The sequence below is a fragment of the Moritella sp. genome (assembly GCF_033791185.1).
GTDB lineage: Bacteria > Pseudomonadota > Gammaproteobacteria > Enterobacterales > Moritellaceae > Moritella.
In genome coordinates this window covers 1-15905 of record NZ_JASJHF010000323.1, presented here as the reverse complement: position 1 = coordinate 15905, position 15905 = coordinate 1, and the positions used below count along the sequence as shown (strand labels likewise).

The window sequence follows — 15905 nt, the reverse complement described above, 5'->3', positions numbered from 1 at the left end:
CTGTTGTTAATCGTTAAATTAAGCAACTTTATCGTTTTTTGTTACTTTTGAAATACCCGCAAACTCTTCAGCTGTGAATGAGTCAACGTTAATCGCAGCAAAACGTAATGCATCAGCAGCTAATAACTCATCCGCTTCAACTTGGGTAATGATACCTTTCTCTACAGCAAGTGGCGCAGCAACTTTTGCAGCTAGCTTACGTGGCAATGTACCTTTAGATGCAGCAATCGCGATTTTCTTCTCGATAGGCTGTACTTTATACATAGCTTGGAATGCAGATTCCATATCATAGATAGCTGTGTTGGCATCATTCTCATTACCAACATAACAAAGGTGCGTTAGACGATCACGCGCTTCGCTTGGTTTAAGCAATACTTCACAGATTTCTTTTGAAATATCATCAGCAGGCATTTTGTAGTTGATACCGAATGGGAATACCACTGCTTTCAATGTACCGGCGATAGCTTTGTTACCGAAGTTTTGGAAGAAACCAGTAAATGCTTTACCAATTTCAAACAAATTACGTTCGATAGCCCAAGATAGCATAGGTAGATCTTCAGCTTGACGACCTTGTTCTTCAAAATGTTTCAACGTTGCAGATGCAAGGTACAGGTTACTTAGTACATCACCTAAACGAGCCGAAATCATTTCACGACGTTTCAAGTCACCACCAAGTACCAGCATAGAAACGTCAGCACACAATGCTAATGCTTTACTCATGCGCGTAAGTTGCTTGTAGTATTTCTTCGTTGGACCTGATACTGGAGCCGAATTTAATGCGCCGCCAGTTAGACCTTGACCTAATGCACCAAAGAAGTTTTTAGTACCAAAACCGATGTGCTTAAATAACAACTCATCAAATTGCTCTAGACCTTCTTTTTCATTTGGATTGGCAGCTGCTTGTAATTCACCAAGTACGTATGGATGACAACGTGTTGCACCTTGACCAAAGATCATTAAGTTACGTGTAAGGATGTTTGCACCCTCAACCGTAATTGCAACAGGAATACCCCAATAAGCGTGTGCCAGGTAGTTTTTAGGACCACATTGGATACCACTACCCGCTTGAATATCAAGCGCATCATCAATAACTGTACGTGCCATTTCAGTCATGTGATATTTAGAAATAGCAGTGACAATCGCAGGGCTTTGACCTAAGTCTAGAGCACCGGTAGTGAATTTACGTGCGGCTTCAAGTTGGTAAGTTAAGCCACCAATACGTGCTAGAGACTCTTGCACACCTTCAAATTTACCAATTGATAGACCGAACTGTTTACGCACGAATGAGTAAGCCCCCGTCATACGTGCAGTTAAATGACCACATGCTGTACCAAGCGCAGGTAAAGAAATACCACGGCCAGCAGATAGACACTCAACCAGCATACGCCAGCCTTTACCGACCATTGAAGGCCCACCGATAACCCACTCGAGTGGAATGAATACATCATCACCATAAGTAGTACCGTTCATGAATGCCAGACCCATTGGGAAATGACGGTCACCGAGTTCAACACCTTCGTGTGAAGTTGGAATTAACGCACAGGTAATACCGATATCAAGCGTATCACCAATTAGGCCATCCGGATCTTGGAGCTTAAATGCCAGACCAAGCACAGTGGCAACGGGTGCCAAGGTAATATAACGCTTGCTCCACGATACGCGGATACCCAGTGTTTCTTTACCTTCAAACTGTTCTTTAACAACGCGACCCATATCTGGAATACCACCAGCATCAGAACCCGCTTCAGGTCCAGTCAGTGCGAAACATGGTACTTCAGTACCGTTTGCTAGACCTGGTAACCAGCGATCTTTTTCTGCTTGTGTACCGTAATGTGCAAGTAATTCGCCAGGACCCAATGAGTTAGGCACCATTACCGTTACCGCTGTAGATAAACTACGCGTTGCAATCGTGGTTACAATTGTTGAGTTAGCGTAAGCCGAGAATGCTTTGCCGCCGTATTCTGTAGGAATGATAAGCGCAAAGAAACCATTTGATTTGATGAAATCCCAAACAGGTTTTGGTAAATCACGGTCTTCATGAACAATTTTATAATCATCCAGCATTGCCATTAATGTTTGAAGTTCGTTATCAATGAAGCTTTGTTCAGCTTTACTTAACTTAGGTGTTGGATAGCTAAGCATTTTATTCCAATCAGGGTTACCTGCGAATAAATCACCATCCCACCAAACACTACCAGATTCCATTGCTTCCTGCTCTGTTTGTGAAAGCGGTGGCAAGATCTTCTTAAACACTTTAAATAATGGTGCTGTGATATTATTTTTTCTAAATTCACTCATTGCGCTCATAACGATTTCCTTTTGTTTCACTATTTTGACGCTGTATTTACAACCCTTGAGGTGTTTTCACAACATCCAAATAGCTGAATTGCATCTACATGCTTGTAGTTTCAGTTGAGGTATTCATTCCAGATGCCAAATAAGGGATCACTTTACGAATTAGTCCCTCGACATCAATATCTTGATTAAAGTCTGCTTTAGCAATATCCATTAATGCGCCGCTTGAAGCCATCGTAAATACTGCGGTACCCAAGGTAAAATGTAATCGCCAGAATAACTCTTGCGATGACAACGCTGGGTTTGCTTTCAATAAAGCCTTAGTTATGTTGGCTAAGACTTCACCGTAATGCGTTGTTATGTACCAACGTAAATGCCCTTGCTCATCAGTATAGCTTCGACCAAGCAGTTGCATAAAAATCACGGTACCATTTTTACTTTGTTGTTCTAACGCTAATAGCGGGTCAACAAAACTGTTAAACACATCTAATAAGGATGGTTTTTCAGCTTGTGCACATAAGGCTGTTAACTTCTCATTCAGTAGGGGCATGAAGAGTTCGAGATGTCGGGCGATAACCGCCTGAATCAATTCTTTCTTAGAACCAAAATGATAATTAACTGACGCCAAATTCACACTTGCTCGTGTAGTTATCAAGCGTAAAGAAGTATCTGAAAACCCGTGTTCAGCGAACAAGCTTTCGGCTGCATCTAGAATGCGAGTTTTTGTATCCAACTTACTAACCATAATTAACCCTTTTTAAACGTACGTTTTAAAATTACGTTCTGATGGACGAAATGTCAACACAATGTAAACAAATGTTTGAAACAAATGTATTGAACTTGCCTTGGTTCGCATTTTTGTACGACCATAAAATTTAAAATACCCATTAGTAAGTAGCCTAATCAGCGGGGTTAAAGGCAAACACGAGCGCCGATATTTATCCTCTACTCCCTTAAATATAGCACTGTTAAAAATGAATAAAGCGCCAACCTAAGTTGCCGCTTTATTTATATTCAAACAGTTTTTAAAACACTAATGAATCACTATGTTTTATTTATTTAGCTTTATTCATTCAGCTTTATTTTCCAGATAGCTGGACCTTCAACATGTGCAGATACACCGTTAGTATCCACCGCAACAGTCATTGGCATATCAACCACATCAAATTCGTAGATGGCTTCCATACCTAAGTCTTCAAACGCAACCACACGAGATTTCTTAATCGCTTTTGATACTAGGTAAGCAGCACCACCAACAGCCATTAAGTAAACGGCCTTATGCTTCTTGATACTTGCAACCGTTGCAGGTCCACGTTCCGATTTACCGATCATGCCCAATAAACCCGTCTGTTCTAACATAGTATCGGTGAACTTATCCATACGTGTTGCAGTTGTTGGACCAGCAGGACCGACAACCTCATCACCTACAGCGTCAACTGGACCCACGTAATAAATAAAGCGGTTAGTGAAATCAACACCGTCTGGTAAACCTTCACCTTTATCTAACATGTCTTTGATACGTTTATGCGCCGCATCACGACCGGTTAAAATCTTACCAGATAAGAGTACCGTTTCGCCTGTTTTCCATTCCAGTACTGACTCTGGTTTAATGTCATTCACATTAACACGGCGAACACTATCACTGACTTCCCACGCCACTTCTGGCCAATCTTCTAATTTTGGTACATGCAATTCTGCCGGACCTGAGCCATCTAGGGTAAAGTGGGTATGACGTGTCGCGGCGCAGTTAGGGATCATTACTACCGGTTTGGATGCCGCGTGTGTAGGGCAAGACTTGATCTTGATATCCAATACCGTCGCCATACCACCTAAGCCTTGTGCGCCAATACCGAGTTTATTGACACGATCAAAAATGTCTAAACGCATTTTCTCATCGGTCGTTTCCGCGCCGCGTGCCATCAGCTCATGGATATCAACCGGTTCCATCAATGACTCTTTAGCCATTACCGCGGCTTTTTCAGCTGTACCGCCAATGCCTATACCTAACATACCCGGTGGGCACCAACCTGCCCCCATAGTCGGTACGGTTTTCTCAACCCAAGCGGCAACATCATCAGATGGGTTTAACATCACCATCTTACTTTTGTTTTCAGAACCGCCGCCTTTTGCTGCGATCATCACTTCTACTTTCGCGCCTGGCACCATTTCTACGTGTACAACACCTGGGGTATTGTCTTTGGTATTTTTACGGGCGCCAGCTGGATCTGCAACAATCGACGCGCGCAGAGGATTACCTGCAAAGCTATAACCACGACGAATACCTTCATCAACCATTTCTTGCACTGTTTGATCGGTTTCCCACTGTACATTCATACCTATTTTAACGAAACAAGTAACAATACCGGTGTCTTGGCAGATGGGACGTTTACCTTCTGCCGACATACGAGAATTAATTAGAATTTGCGCAATCGCATCTTTAGCGGCTTGGCTTTCTTCTGCGTTGTAGGCCTTTTCCATTGCTTGGATGAAATCAAGCGGATGGTAATATGAAATGTATTGTAGTGAATCTGCAATACTGTCGATAAAGTCCGCTTTACGGATAACTGTACTCATGGTCAACTCCCTTTTGCTTACTCACTGTGCTAACTGATTATTATATTTATCATGATTAAGACGCTGTAACGGCCTCAAAATAGTTAACGCTAAAATATGTGGTTCTAAGTCTACCTCTATCATACCTTTGCTGATCGCTTCTCTCCACTAAAAACACGCGAAATAGATACGAAATAACAACAGCATCACAACTTTATAGCAACACGATTTTCATTTGACTCTCCATATCGATCAAGATTAATCGACCTATTTGTGATAATCTGCGCGCATCAAAATTTAGAGATATGCTGTACCAATGAAATCACTTGTAATAAAATCCATTGCCTTTCCTAGCAACGGCATTCACTCATTTTTTGCTCCGCTAAGTCACGCCCCTTGGTCAATTTTACTCGAGTCAGGCTCGACGGATCACATTGATAGTCGCTTCCATATTATTGTTGCCGATCCTATCGCCACCCTCGTGACAGAAGATAAGCAAACCACAATCAGTCAAGCCAGTGGCACAACCGTTACCGACGACGATTCATTTGCAGTACTGCAAACTCTGAAGCAACAACTCATTGGTGAGTTATCAGCGTACACCCAGGATATCGAATTACCTTTTATTGCTGGTGCACTGGGATATTTTGGTTACGATCTTGGCCGTAACATTGAAAATATTGGTAATACAGCCAACAATGATCTGCATTTCCCTGATATGGCGGTGGGTTTATACGATTGGGCGATTGTGATTGATATTAAATTACAGCAAGCATGGCAAATACAATTTAGTGACAATGCAGAACAAGCTTGGCAACAACGCCATGACTGGCTAAGTCAGTCTGGAGTTGGTGAACCATTAACAAATACAGTCACAAATAGCACGGCAACCAAGTTTGCATTACAAAGCAGCTGGCAGTCGAATATGTCCAAGCAAGCATATCATCAGAAATTTGCTCAGATACAAAACTACTTACGCTCTGGTGATTGCTATCAAATTAATTTAGCCCAGCGCTTTCACAATCAATACCAAGGCGATGAATGGCAAGCTTACTGCACCTTGAGTCAGCATAACAAAGCGCCCTTCTCGGCATTTATGCGCCTTGCAGATAAAGCAGTATTGTCTATTTCACCGGAACGTTTTATTCAAGTGAAAGACGCTATTATTGAAACTAAACCGATTAAAGGCACCCGTCCACGTAGTCAAGACCCGCAAATTGATCAGGCAAACGCGCAAGCATTACAAATTGCTGAGAAAGACCGTGCCGAAAACCTAATGATTGTCGATTTGCTGCGTAATGATATTGGTAAAATTGCCGTACCCGGTTCAGTCAGCGTACCGAAACTATTTGATATCGAAAGTTTCCCAGCTGTCCATCACCTAGTCAGTACTATTACCGGCCGACTACCAAGTGACAAGCAACCCAGTGAATTATTACGCGCGTGCTTCCCTGGTGGCTCGATCACAGGGGCGCCTAAGGTTCGCGCAATGCAAATTATCGAAGAATTAGAACCGCATCGCCGCTCACTCTATTGCGGTAGCATTGGCTATCTTTCTGCACATGGGCATATGGATAGCAGTATTACCATCCGCACATTATTATGCGATCGCGGTGAAATATACTGTTGGGCGGGCGGTGGTATTGTTGCAGACTCTGTCGCTGAGGATGAATATCAAGAAACATTTGATAAATTAGGTAAAATATTACCTATACTTTAAATTAGTCATCCCGTACTTTAGTTAATTAAGCACCATCAATCAGTGGATGCGCTAAATTACGCGGGTTCAACATAATCAGTTGCAGGGACGCATATGGATATTAATTCGTTAACTTCACGCTTTGTACTATCACCAAGTCGTGAACCAATCAGTAAATTAACTAAAGTATTTACCCCCGCGGCAGTGCTATTTCCTATTGTTGAGCGAGAACAGCAACTTAATCTTATTCTCACCCGCCGAGCATCGCATTTACGTCATCACAGTGGCCAAATAGCGTTACCAGGTGGGAAAACAGAAAAGACCGATAGCTCATCAATTGCCACCGCATTACGTGAAACCCATGAGGAAATAGGTATTCCAGCGCATAAAATCACCGTACTGGGTACCTTACCAAGTAGAGTCACGGTTAGCCGTTATTATGTCACTCCTGTCGTGGCTTTAGTCGATGGTGATTATGAATCTAAAATTGATCCCAATGAAGTCGATGAAATTTTTGAAGTACCCTTAGCTTTTTTACTTGATGATGATAATCATATTATTGAAAAGAGTTTATTTAAGGGAAAATACCGAGAAGTGATGTTTATGCCTTGGGGGAAATATCCGATATGGGGGACGACGGCAGCAATTATTAAAGATTTTTCCAAACATATTCGGTCCCATGAAGCGCAAACCTAATAACCCCCCGAAAAATGCTCTGCGCTCTCGATGTGATGGCTAAATGTCTCTCTATATATCTAGTTTCACCATACCTATTTCAGCACTAACCAAAGCGCATGCAGTACGCCAGGGATAACAAACAAGAAGCAAAGTAAGATATTAATCAGTAAGTCTTTACCCGCGCCATTATTAAGAAATACAGCGACAGGTGGTAACAATATAGCCAGAATTATTAACACTATTTTATTCATCTGAATTTCTCCAACTGCGATTAATCATCAAGCCATTTCATTATAGAAGTGATACTACCGCCAGTCCAAATTAAGACCGACGGCAATAATTAAATCCAATTTTAACCTGACAATTATTCTGCTGGCTTTCCTACCATGTGTAAATGTACATCTTGCTGCGGGAATGGAATCGATAAACCTTCTTTATCAAAACGCACCTTCACTTCACGGGTGATATCCCAGTACACGTCCCAATAATCTTCAGTTTTCACCCAAGGGCGAACAATAAAATCAACCGAAGAAGTATTTAACGTATGCAGCTTTATCACTGTTGCAGGATTCTTCAATACCAAAGCATGTGACAGCACAATATCAGCTAACACCGTTTCCGCGAGTGCGATATCATCGCTATAACCAATACCAAAAACCATGTCGACACGACGTACACGTTCATGGGTAATATTTTTAATGATATCACCCCATATTTTACTATTCGGCACGATAATAACTTGATTATCAAAAGTTTTGATCGTGGTGTTAACTAAGCTCATATGAGCTACTTTACCCGACACACCACCAGCTTCAACAAAGTCACCTTCATCAAATGGACGATAAATCAGTAGCATCATGCCCGAGGCAAAGTTAGATAAAGTATCTTGCAATGCAAAACCAATCACTAAACCAGCAACACCAAAACCAGTTAAGATAGGCGTCAAATCAACACCCACTTGTGATAATGCGATCAGTAAACCAACCGCAAACACAATATTACCCGACATCGAGATAAAGAAGTCTTGCATCAGTTTAGATAATTTCAGATTAGGTGACGCAATGGTTTTTTTAACCATAGTGCGGGTTAGTTTTTTCAACCAACGAAATCCTAAAATAATAGCGGCAAAGATCAGTATTTTGAACAATAATTCCGGTGCATTATTAGCTAACCACTGACCCGCGCTCTCACCCCAAGTCGATACAATCGACAAGATAAGATCAACATTCAATAACTCATCAGTGATCGTCCCTGTCGCTTCAAACAGCTGCTGTTTATATTGCGTGGTGTCTAGCGCCATTTTATCCGCAAGCGTCACTAAAAATTGTAACGTAGTGATATCATTATTTACTTTACGCAGGGCAATAATATGCTCTAACTGTATTGTGGTTTTCTCACCTTCGGTAGCCGACTTAAGCTGTTTGTTCAACAAGTCTTTTTGTTGGCTATCAAAGACCAATGATGCTGACATAAACTCAAGGCGATGTTCGATATCACCAATTAAGGCTTTTTCTTTTGCTGGTTCAGATTGATCGAGTAACTTCAACCATTGATAGTTGGTCCACTGGTCGGCTAATAATCTCGTTGAAAAACGACGAGATTCATCCAATGATTTTTGCGCTAATAATTTACCTTCATTGGTTTCTTTTTCTAACGTTTTTTCAGTCGTAGCGATCTTATTTAACAGATACTTTGACGCATCTGCAATAAACGCCACCTGCTGATTAACTTGCTTTAACAAGATGCCATGAGTCTCATCTGTACGCACATCAATAAGCTCTTGAATCACTTCTCGCAGTGCATCATTTTTATTTAATAATTGTAAACGAACGACATCTCTGACGGTACCAGTCATGTCTTTTGACTCGTTATATAACACCGAAATGTCATTATCGAGCTGATTTAGCTTTTCAATTTGTGGTGAGACTACTTGTTGGGTCGCTATTTGTGGTGAAACAGCTTGTGGCGAAGATACTTGTGCAAAAGAAAGGCTAGGCACCAATAACATCAACAATAAAACTATAATTCTCATTATGACTTCAACTTTATCATTAGGATTTAACAAGAATAGCAAACAAGACACCGTTTGCTAAAAAGGAAGGACATAAAAAAACCACGGTGTTAAGCGTGGTTTAAATCAAATACTATACCCACGCTTGTGGTTGTGTGACGACATCGACTAACGCTTGCTGCGCTTCGTTCTGCGGCTCTAAATCATCATAGTGCCAACTGGCAAGTGGTGGCATCGACATCAAAATTGATTTTGTGCGGCCTTTACTTTGCAAACCAAAAATAGTGCCACGGTCAACAATCAAATTAAATTCAGCATAACGGGTACGACGGAACAATTGGAATTGACGCTCTTGCTCAGTATATGGTTGGTTTTTACGCTTAGCGACAATCGGTGCATATGCTTGGGTATAACCGTTAGCAACAGACTCAATAAAGCTTAAGCTTTTGTCGATATCCCATTCATTTAGATCATCATAAATAATGCCGCCAATACCACGATATTCTTCACGGTGCGGCATATAGAAGTATTCATCTGCATCTTGTTTGAATTTTGGATATAGGTCTTCACCAAATGGGGCAACAGAGTCACGCGCTACAGTATGGAAGTGATGTGCATCATCGGTATATAAATGGATGGGTGTTAAATCAAAGCCACCACCTAACCACCAATGCTGCTGACCTTCATTATCAGTCACCATAAACATACGCACATTCGCATGACTTGTCGGTGCATGTGGATTACGTGGATGAACAACCACAGATACTCCCATTGCTTGATATGACATACCGGTAAATTGCGGGCGTTTTGCCGATGCAGCAGCCGGTAATTTATCACCACTCACCATCGAAAAGTTAACACCTGCACTTTCATATACCTCGCCATCACGTAATACACAACTGGTACCCTGACCTAAATGGCTAGTCCAATTATCCGCGATAAACTCGCCGCTGGTTTCTTCAGCCTGAAAAGCAGTGATAATGGTTTTTTGTATATTACGGAAAAATGATTCTAAATCATTGATATTGACAGTCATAACTACCTTACTTACCACTTAGATATAATCGTACTTAGCACGACTATATCTAAAGATTATTAATAAAAGATACTCACACTTAGTACGAATAAGCGAGTATTAGGAAAATGATTCAAACTACGTCAAATACCGCTTGGCGTAGTTTAAACTATGATGCCGAAACCTATCTCAGCGTAGAAATTATGCAGAGATCTCAGCGTAGAGCTCGCAAAATTGCAGCGTCACTTTATGCTTAGGAGCACAATTGATCAAGGGTTGGGAGATATTATGTGACTCTTTTACTTTCACAGAACTGTGGATCAGGGTATTTAAGATCGGTAAATCTTCAGCCCTTAGTTCTGCAACCAGTTTTTTAGGTAAGCTGGCTTGGCCTTGGAACTGATTAACCACAATTCCTTCGACACGTAATTTATCATTGTGATCTTGTCGTGTTTCTTCAATGTTGGCTAACAAGCTATATAAACCTCGGCGTGAAAAATCATCACAATCGAAAGGAATCAAACAGCTATCTGCAGCAATCAAGGCTGACAAACTATAAAAATTAAAGGCTGGCGGTGTATCGATATACACTTCATCATAATCACGCCTTAACTTCACCAGTGCATCTCGTAATTTATAGATCTTATGACGTTGTTCTAATTTAACAATCAATTCACCCAATAATTCCGATGCCGGCATGATAGATAGATTTGGGAATGCCGTTGCGGTAATAAAATCATAATAAGGTCGCCCTTTCATGATGATATTTAAGGTCTGCTCAAAAAACTCAGCAACACTCAAATCAACCTTGTAATCATTTCCTAATAAATAGGCACTGGTATTACATTGACTATCTAAATCGATAATCAATGTGCGCTTGCCTTCTGATGCAGCAATCGCCGCCAAATTACTGCAGATCGTAGATTTACCTACGCCACCTTTTTGATTAAACACAACACGGATCACGAGATACTCCCTTCTCTTAATGATTTAATTCGTTAACAGCTAATTTTATAAATAGTTAATTCTCAGTACTTGCTTCGCAGACTATCGACTCGACTTGGTGTAATTGTAATAACTTAGCCAGTTCTTCTGGTGGTTCAATGTCGGTAAATAGTTTATTCACCTGATTGATATTACCAATGTTCACCATGGCATTACGGCCAAATTTAGTATGATCAAGCGGTAAAAATACTTCTTGTGAACATTCGATAATCGCTTGTGTTACACGCACTTCTTGATAATCGAAGTCTAATAATGAACCGTCCATATCCAAGCCACTGATGGTCACAATGCCAAAATCCATTCTAAACTGCTTGATAAAATCAACGGTTGCTTCGCCAACGACACCGGCATCTTTATTACGCACTTCACCACCAGCAACAATGACTCTGAAGTCGGGTTTTTGCATCAAAATAGTGGCTACATTTAGATTGTTGGTCACAATGCGTAAATTGGTGTGATTTAATAATGCACGCGCTAATGCTTCAGACGTAGTGCCAATATCAATAAACAGCGATGAACCATCAGGGATCAGCTCAGCCATTGCCTGTGCAATTTTCATTTTTTCTTTGGCAGTTTTTTGCTTACGGTTAACGTATGAATCGTTAACGACGCTGCTTTCTAATAGTGATGCGCCACCGTGATGACGACGTACCAAATTCTTCTCGGCTAATTCATTTAAATCTCGGCGGATAGTTTGCGGACTAACTGAAAAATGCTCCACCAGCACTTCAGTACTCACAAAGCCTTCTTCCTTAACCAACGAAATTATTTTTTGGTGACGTGTATTTTGTCTCACATCGTTCTCCCTGTATTCCCTAATGTCATTATTGCAAGGGAGTTTAAATTTACCCCCTAGTTTATATCATATTTACACTTGTAAACCTGAAAAATAGCGTCAATAAACAAAGTTTAACGTTATTTTGAGATATACTCATACCTGTTCACCAATATTATCAAGTTGCGGTCATCAAGTTCAACACAATGAGCAACGACTATATTCAAGTAACGACTATATTTAGATAACAACTATGTTCAGATAACAAAACAGCAACGAGACAATAAAAATGGCATCAGATCCCGATAAACTACTAAAACAGCATCCCGGATTAACCCATTCAGAACTCCAAAAAGTAACCTCTCACGTACAACGAGAAAAAGACGAATGGTTTCTAAATACAGTCATGATAGAGGGTCACACTGTACCGTTTAAATTTAAACGTAAAAAAGCTTACCGCTCGTTAACCGGAGCGCGGGTAAATTTGACCTACTACCCTGAAGTCGAAGCCGTGGCAGGATTCAACATAGACATCATGCACGTGGTCAGAATAAAAAAATCATAACCTATTTTAGGTGAACATGAGGCGTATTTTTTTATATGTTGATTAAGCTTGTTGCAAACATTTCAGCGAGTTACACTAGAGTAAATATTACTAACTTAACGTATGATTCGAGGGAACGACCAGATGAGTAAATTTAAAATCATAGCTGGTATTGCTGTTGTCAGCATTATCTTTTATGCCACTTCAGTGTATTGGAGTGTTGAACCGGACAATTTTAGTCCAACACAAGTTACGGCAGAACTGACTAAAAATAATGCCGATATAGCGGTTGGTTCTTACATGACGGCAACGCTAATTAAATCGATTCAAACGTTAGACGAAAAAAATGGCGGTTACCTGAGTAATTCAGTATTACCACCAGCAATCTTGATGGATAACATGCCATCATGGGAATATGGGCTACTCGAACAGTCTCGTGACCTTATGCTGGTATTACGTCGTGATTTAAGTCGTTCACAAACGCAATCAACTGAAAATAAAGATCTGCAAAAAGCACACGGGTCATTAAATGTTGAACACACGCGTTTATTCCCAACCAATGCCAATTCTGAATACAAAAAGACCATTGCTGAACTGCAAACATACCTAGATAAATTAAACGATTCTGAATCCCAAGGCGCACAATTTTATGCCCGTGCCGATAACCTTGCAGAATGGTTCAAACAAGTTGAAAAACGCCTTGGTTCATTATCACAGCGTTTAAGTGCATCTGTTGGCCAATACCGTATCAATACTGACCTATCAGGTGAAGATGGAGCCCAGCAATCGACTTCAACACCACAAGGCGGCGACGTTAAAACACCTTGGTTACAAATTGATGATGTATTCTGGGAAGCCCGCGGTTCTTCATGGGCATTATACCATTACCTAAAAGCTGCAAGAATCGATTTTGAAGGTGTACTCGCTAAGAAAAATGCCTTAGCAAGTGTTGACCAAATCATTCTTGAATTAGAAGCATCATTACAGCCTGTAGGCAGCCCTATGATTCTAAATGGTGCTGGTTTTGGTATCTTTGCTAACCACTCTTTAGTCATGGCAAACTACTTGTCTCGTGCAAACGCAGCTGTGATTGACCTACGCAGATTACTACAACAAGGTTAATTACTACCGGCATCATCACGCTTAAGTCCGTAGTATTATATTATTATCCCGATAAGCCCGTAACTAAATCTGTAAAATAGTTACGGGCTTTTTTGTGTCTGAAATTCATGCCACACTACAGTTTCATCCACTATCTTATTAGTCATTAAGCACACAGAAAGGATACTCGTACAATGCAAACAGTACTCATCACAGGGCTGCAACAGGGATCGGCTGAACACTTATACAACAATTGAAAGCCTTAAAAATATGAGGAAATATTTAAACTGGGGTTTAAGCAGCCGTCCTTGGCGACTTGTAATTTAATAACTCGATTATCTAAAGTGCTTCTTAACTTTAAATTTAATAGACGAGTTATCGTAATCAATAACTTCGATTTCCGCACCTTTATAGCGAATCAATCTTGATCTACTCATGTCATATTCAACATTATTAGTAAAGGCGCCACGAGCTATACCACCTTGAAACTCACGATATGATATATTAAGTTTATCCCCAACAGATCCATTATAAATTAGCGTCTGTTTAAAATCAGAGTCCGACTCAATAACTAAATACTCCTCCTTCGCCCTAACCGTATAGCATGTTGCTTCAAGCATATACACTGTAGAAACACAGACATCGTTATCTTCATTCATAGATAGAAATTTTGGAGGATCTGCTAAAAATCCTTGTATAACGGCACCGCCATTAATTCCATTATGAATTGAGTAGTATGACGTCATCTTATCCTGGCCGTACTTTTTATAAGAACCAGCATAAATATCATAATGAGAACCATCACTAAGTTCTTCTACTGTTAGAAATTTATTAGTTGTTTGCTTACCCTTATCCAGCATGTAGTCGCCTACATAGGCAGTAGATACTAAATTCTCTTCCGGTGTATTGTAATTATTTACTTTAGTTTCAGGTTTATAATCGATACTTGAAGAACAACCCACCATAGATGTTAACGCCGCAACCAATAGTAATTTTTTCATGTCTATACCCAATAAAATTAATTACTATTGATTTTACATTTACATCTTTTAAAAAGTATTGCGTTTAAAATAAATATCCATAAAACGACATATATATAAACGTTATAAATCTAAGTCTTATATAAATGATATATTCACTTAATAATTCAATCTTGATGAAGGTGGTAGAATGCAGATAGTGTTAATTACGGGTTGCTCAACAGGGATCGGCTATCACGGCGCTGTAACCTTGAAAAATGCGGGTTACCGTGTCTTTGCCACTGCCAGAAAACCAGCAGACGTGGATGCATTAATTTCCCAAGGTTTTGAAAGTGTGCAACTCGATTTAAGCTCTACAGCGTCAATCACTAGCGCCGTTACGCATATCAGTCAACTCACCGGCGGTAAGATAGACGTATTATTTAATAATGGTGCTTATGGTCAACCGGGGGCCGTCGAAGACTTACCCACAGACGCACTACGTAAACAATTTGAAGCCAATGTATTTGGCTGGCACGAGTTAACCACACAAATAATCCCATTAATGCGCGCCAATGGTCGCGGCCGTATCATCCAAAATAGCTCGGTATTAGGCTTGGTAGCAATGAAGTATCGTGGGGCGTACAACGCCAGCAAATTCGCTATAGAGGGCTTAACAGATACGCTGCGATTAGAACTGCGAGACTCGCCAATCAAGGTATCATTAATTGAACCGGGACCGATTGTTAGCCAGTTTAGAGCCAACGCATTAAGCGTGTTTCAGGAAAATATTGATATTGAAAACAGTGTTCATCATGGCGACTATCAACAGCAAATCAGTCGACTGGGTAAAAAAGATGTCAGCAATCAATTTACCTTAGGGCCAGAAGCTGTAACCAAAGCCTTGATTCATGCAATTGAAAGTAACAGGCCCAAAGTGCGTTATTACGTCACCTTTCCGACCTATTTATTTGCCTTGTTAAAACGAATTTTACCCTTTAGAGTGTTAGATAGTATCTTAGCTAAATCGGGGTGATATTGAATGTTCACTTGGAGCCCATAAATATTTATAGTTAGGGGGAACGTCTTACTAAGCGAAAAATAATGGTTGGTTATTCGTTAACGTTTCTATTCAAGACGAGACTTCCCTGCCCCCCTTTATTATGCCCCTTTGCTATCTTATTTATTTACCTTGTTAAAACCTATTTTATCCTTAAGAGTATTGCCATATTTTATTCAAATGTGGAATTAACATGACAACGAAATCAGC

Annotated in this window: 14 protein-coding genes; 5 read left to right on the top strand and 9 right to left on the bottom strand. The window is 40.4% G+C overall.

Annotated elements, in window-relative coordinates; translation table 11 throughout:
* Positions 1-18: 18 nt before the first annotated feature.
* The 3 genes from QNK26_RS18530 to QNK26_RS18520 all read right to left on the bottom strand — a co-directional run bounded on the left by QNK26_RS18530 (position 19) and on the right by QNK26_RS18520 (position 4869).
* Positions 19-2307 carry an acyl-CoA dehydrogenase gene (locus QNK26_RS18530; protein ID WP_319225603.1) on the bottom strand — a complete coding sequence of 763 codons (2289 nt, stop codon included), beginning with the start codon at positions 2305-2307 and terminating at the stop codon, positions 19-21.
* An 85-nt stretch (positions 2308-2392) separates the two neighbouring features.
* Complete coding sequence (locus tag QNK26_RS18525; protein WP_319225601.1) at positions 2393-3040, bottom strand: TetR/AcrR family transcriptional regulator; 648 nt, start codon at positions 3038-3040, stop codon at positions 2393-2395.
* A 320-nt stretch (positions 3041-3360) separates the two neighbouring features.
* A complete protein-coding gene (locus QNK26_RS18520) occupies positions 3361-4869 on the bottom strand; it encodes a fumarate hydratase (protein WP_319225599.1) in 1509 nt (502 codons plus the stop codon).
* A 295-nt stretch (positions 4870-5164) separates the two neighbouring features.
* On the opposite strand from QNK26_RS18520, the gene pabB reads away from it, so the two are divergent.
* Together pabB and QNK26_RS18510 are read left to right on the top strand one after the other, a co-directional pair.
* Positions 5165-6568 (top strand): aminodeoxychorismate synthase component I, encoded by a 1404-nt coding sequence (gene pabB, locus QNK26_RS18515; RefSeq protein ID WP_319225597.1) that lies wholly within the window; start codon positions 5165-5167, stop codon positions 6566-6568.
* 93 nt (positions 6569-6661) lie between these two features.
* Complete coding sequence (locus tag QNK26_RS18510; RefSeq protein WP_319225595.1) at positions 6662-7243, top strand: CoA pyrophosphatase; 582 nt, start codon at positions 6662-6664, stop codon at positions 7241-7243.
* A gap of 74 nt (positions 7244-7317) precedes the next feature.
* On the opposite strand, the gene QNK26_RS18505 is transcribed toward QNK26_RS18510, so the two are convergent.
* The 5 genes from QNK26_RS18505 to QNK26_RS18485 form a co-directional block, all read right to left on the bottom strand.
* Complete coding sequence (locus tag QNK26_RS18505) at positions 7318-7476, bottom strand: YqaE/Pmp3 family membrane protein (RefSeq protein WP_413816378.1); 159 nt, start codon at positions 7474-7476, stop codon at positions 7318-7320.
* Positions 7477-7589: 113 nt separating this feature from the next.
* Positions 7590-9257 (bottom strand): mechanosensitive ion channel family protein, encoded by a 1668-nt coding sequence (locus QNK26_RS18500; protein ID WP_319225594.1) that lies wholly within the window; start codon positions 9255-9257, stop codon positions 7590-7592.
* A gap of 112 nt (positions 9258-9369) precedes the next feature.
* Entirely contained in the window at positions 9370-10272 is a 903-nt protein-coding gene (hemF, locus tag QNK26_RS18495; protein WP_319225592.1) for an oxygen-dependent coproporphyrinogen oxidase, read from the bottom strand.
* A 180-nt stretch (positions 10273-10452) separates the two neighbouring features.
* Positions 10453-11217 (bottom strand): ParA family protein, encoded by a 765-nt coding sequence (locus QNK26_RS18490; RefSeq protein WP_319225590.1) that lies wholly within the window; start codon positions 11215-11217, stop codon positions 10453-10455.
* 55 nt (positions 11218-11272) lie between these two features.
* A complete protein-coding gene (locus QNK26_RS18485) occupies positions 11273-12052 on the bottom strand; it encodes a DeoR/GlpR family transcriptional regulator (protein ID WP_319225588.1) in 780 nt (259 codons plus the stop codon).
* Positions 12053-12320: 268 nt separating this feature from the next.
* Here QNK26_RS18485 and QNK26_RS18480 point away from each other — a divergent pair, with 268 nt between their 5' ends.
* Positions 12321-12596 carry a hypothetical protein gene (locus QNK26_RS18480; protein WP_319225586.1) on the top strand — a complete coding sequence of 92 codons (276 nt, stop codon included), beginning with the start codon at positions 12321-12323 and terminating at the stop codon, positions 12594-12596.
* Positions 12597-12719: 123 nt separating this feature from the next.
* On the top strand, positions 12720-13697 hold the full coding sequence (locus QNK26_RS18475; RefSeq protein ID WP_319225584.1) for a DUF2333 family protein: 978 nt from the start codon (positions 12720-12722) through the stop codon (positions 13695-13697).
* 314 nt (positions 13698-14011) lie between these two features.
* Here QNK26_RS18475 and QNK26_RS18470 read toward each other — a convergent pair whose 3' ends face one another.
* The gene (locus QNK26_RS18470; RefSeq protein ID WP_319225582.1) at positions 14012-14677 is read right to left on the bottom strand and encodes a hypothetical protein; all 666 of its coding nucleotides are present in this window, start codon (positions 14675-14677) and stop codon (positions 14012-14014) included.
* A gap of 169 nt (positions 14678-14846) precedes the next feature.
* Between QNK26_RS18470 and QNK26_RS18465 the strand changes: the two genes are divergently transcribed.
* Positions 14847-15671, top strand: a complete 825-nt coding sequence (locus tag QNK26_RS18465) for an SDR family oxidoreductase (RefSeq protein ID WP_319225580.1) — start codon at positions 14847-14849, stop codon at positions 15669-15671.
* The last annotated feature ends 234 nt before the right edge of the window (positions 15672-15905 follow it).

Excerpts from the sequence above, each read along its gene's own strand:
- QNK26_RS18530 (WP_319225603.1), bottom strand. The coding sequence starts at position 2,307 with ATGAGCGCAATGAGTGAATTTAGAAAAAATAATATCACAGCACCATTA.
- QNK26_RS18525 (WP_319225601.1), bottom strand. The coding sequence starts at position 3,040 with ATGGTTAGTAAGTTGGATACAAAAACTCGCATTCTAGATGCAGCCGAA.
- QNK26_RS18520 (WP_319225599.1), bottom strand. The coding sequence starts at position 4,869 with ATGAGTACAGTTATCCGTAAAGCGGACTTTATCGACAGTATTGCAGAT.
- pabB (WP_319225597.1), top strand. The coding sequence starts at position 5,165 with ATGAAATCACTTGTAATAAAATCCATTGCCTTTCCTAGCAACGGCATT.
- QNK26_RS18510 (WP_319225595.1), top strand. The coding sequence starts at position 6,662 with ATGGATATTAATTCGTTAACTTCACGCTTTGTACTATCACCAAGTCGT.
- QNK26_RS18505 (WP_413816378.1), bottom strand. The coding sequence starts at position 7,476 with ATGAATAAAATAGTGTTAATAATTCTGGCTATATTGTTACCACCTGTC.
- QNK26_RS18500 (WP_319225594.1), bottom strand. The coding sequence starts at position 9,257 with ATGAGAATTATAGTTTTATTGTTGATGTTATTGGTGCCTAGCCTTTCT.
- hemF (WP_319225592.1), bottom strand. The coding sequence starts at position 10,272 with ATGACTGTCAATATCAATGATTTAGAATCATTTTTCCGTAATATACAA.
- QNK26_RS18480 (WP_319225586.1), top strand. The coding sequence starts at position 12,321 with ATGGCATCAGATCCCGATAAACTACTAAAACAGCATCCCGGATTAACC.
- QNK26_RS18475 (WP_319225584.1), top strand. The coding sequence starts at position 12,720 with ATGAGTAAATTTAAAATCATAGCTGGTATTGCTGTTGTCAGCATTATC.
- QNK26_RS18470 (WP_319225582.1), bottom strand. The coding sequence starts at position 14,677 with ATGAAAAAATTACTATTGGTTGCGGCGTTAACATCTATGGTGGGTTGT.
- QNK26_RS18465 (WP_319225580.1), top strand. The coding sequence starts at position 14,847 with ATGCAGATAGTGTTAATTACGGGTTGCTCAACAGGGATCGGCTATCAC.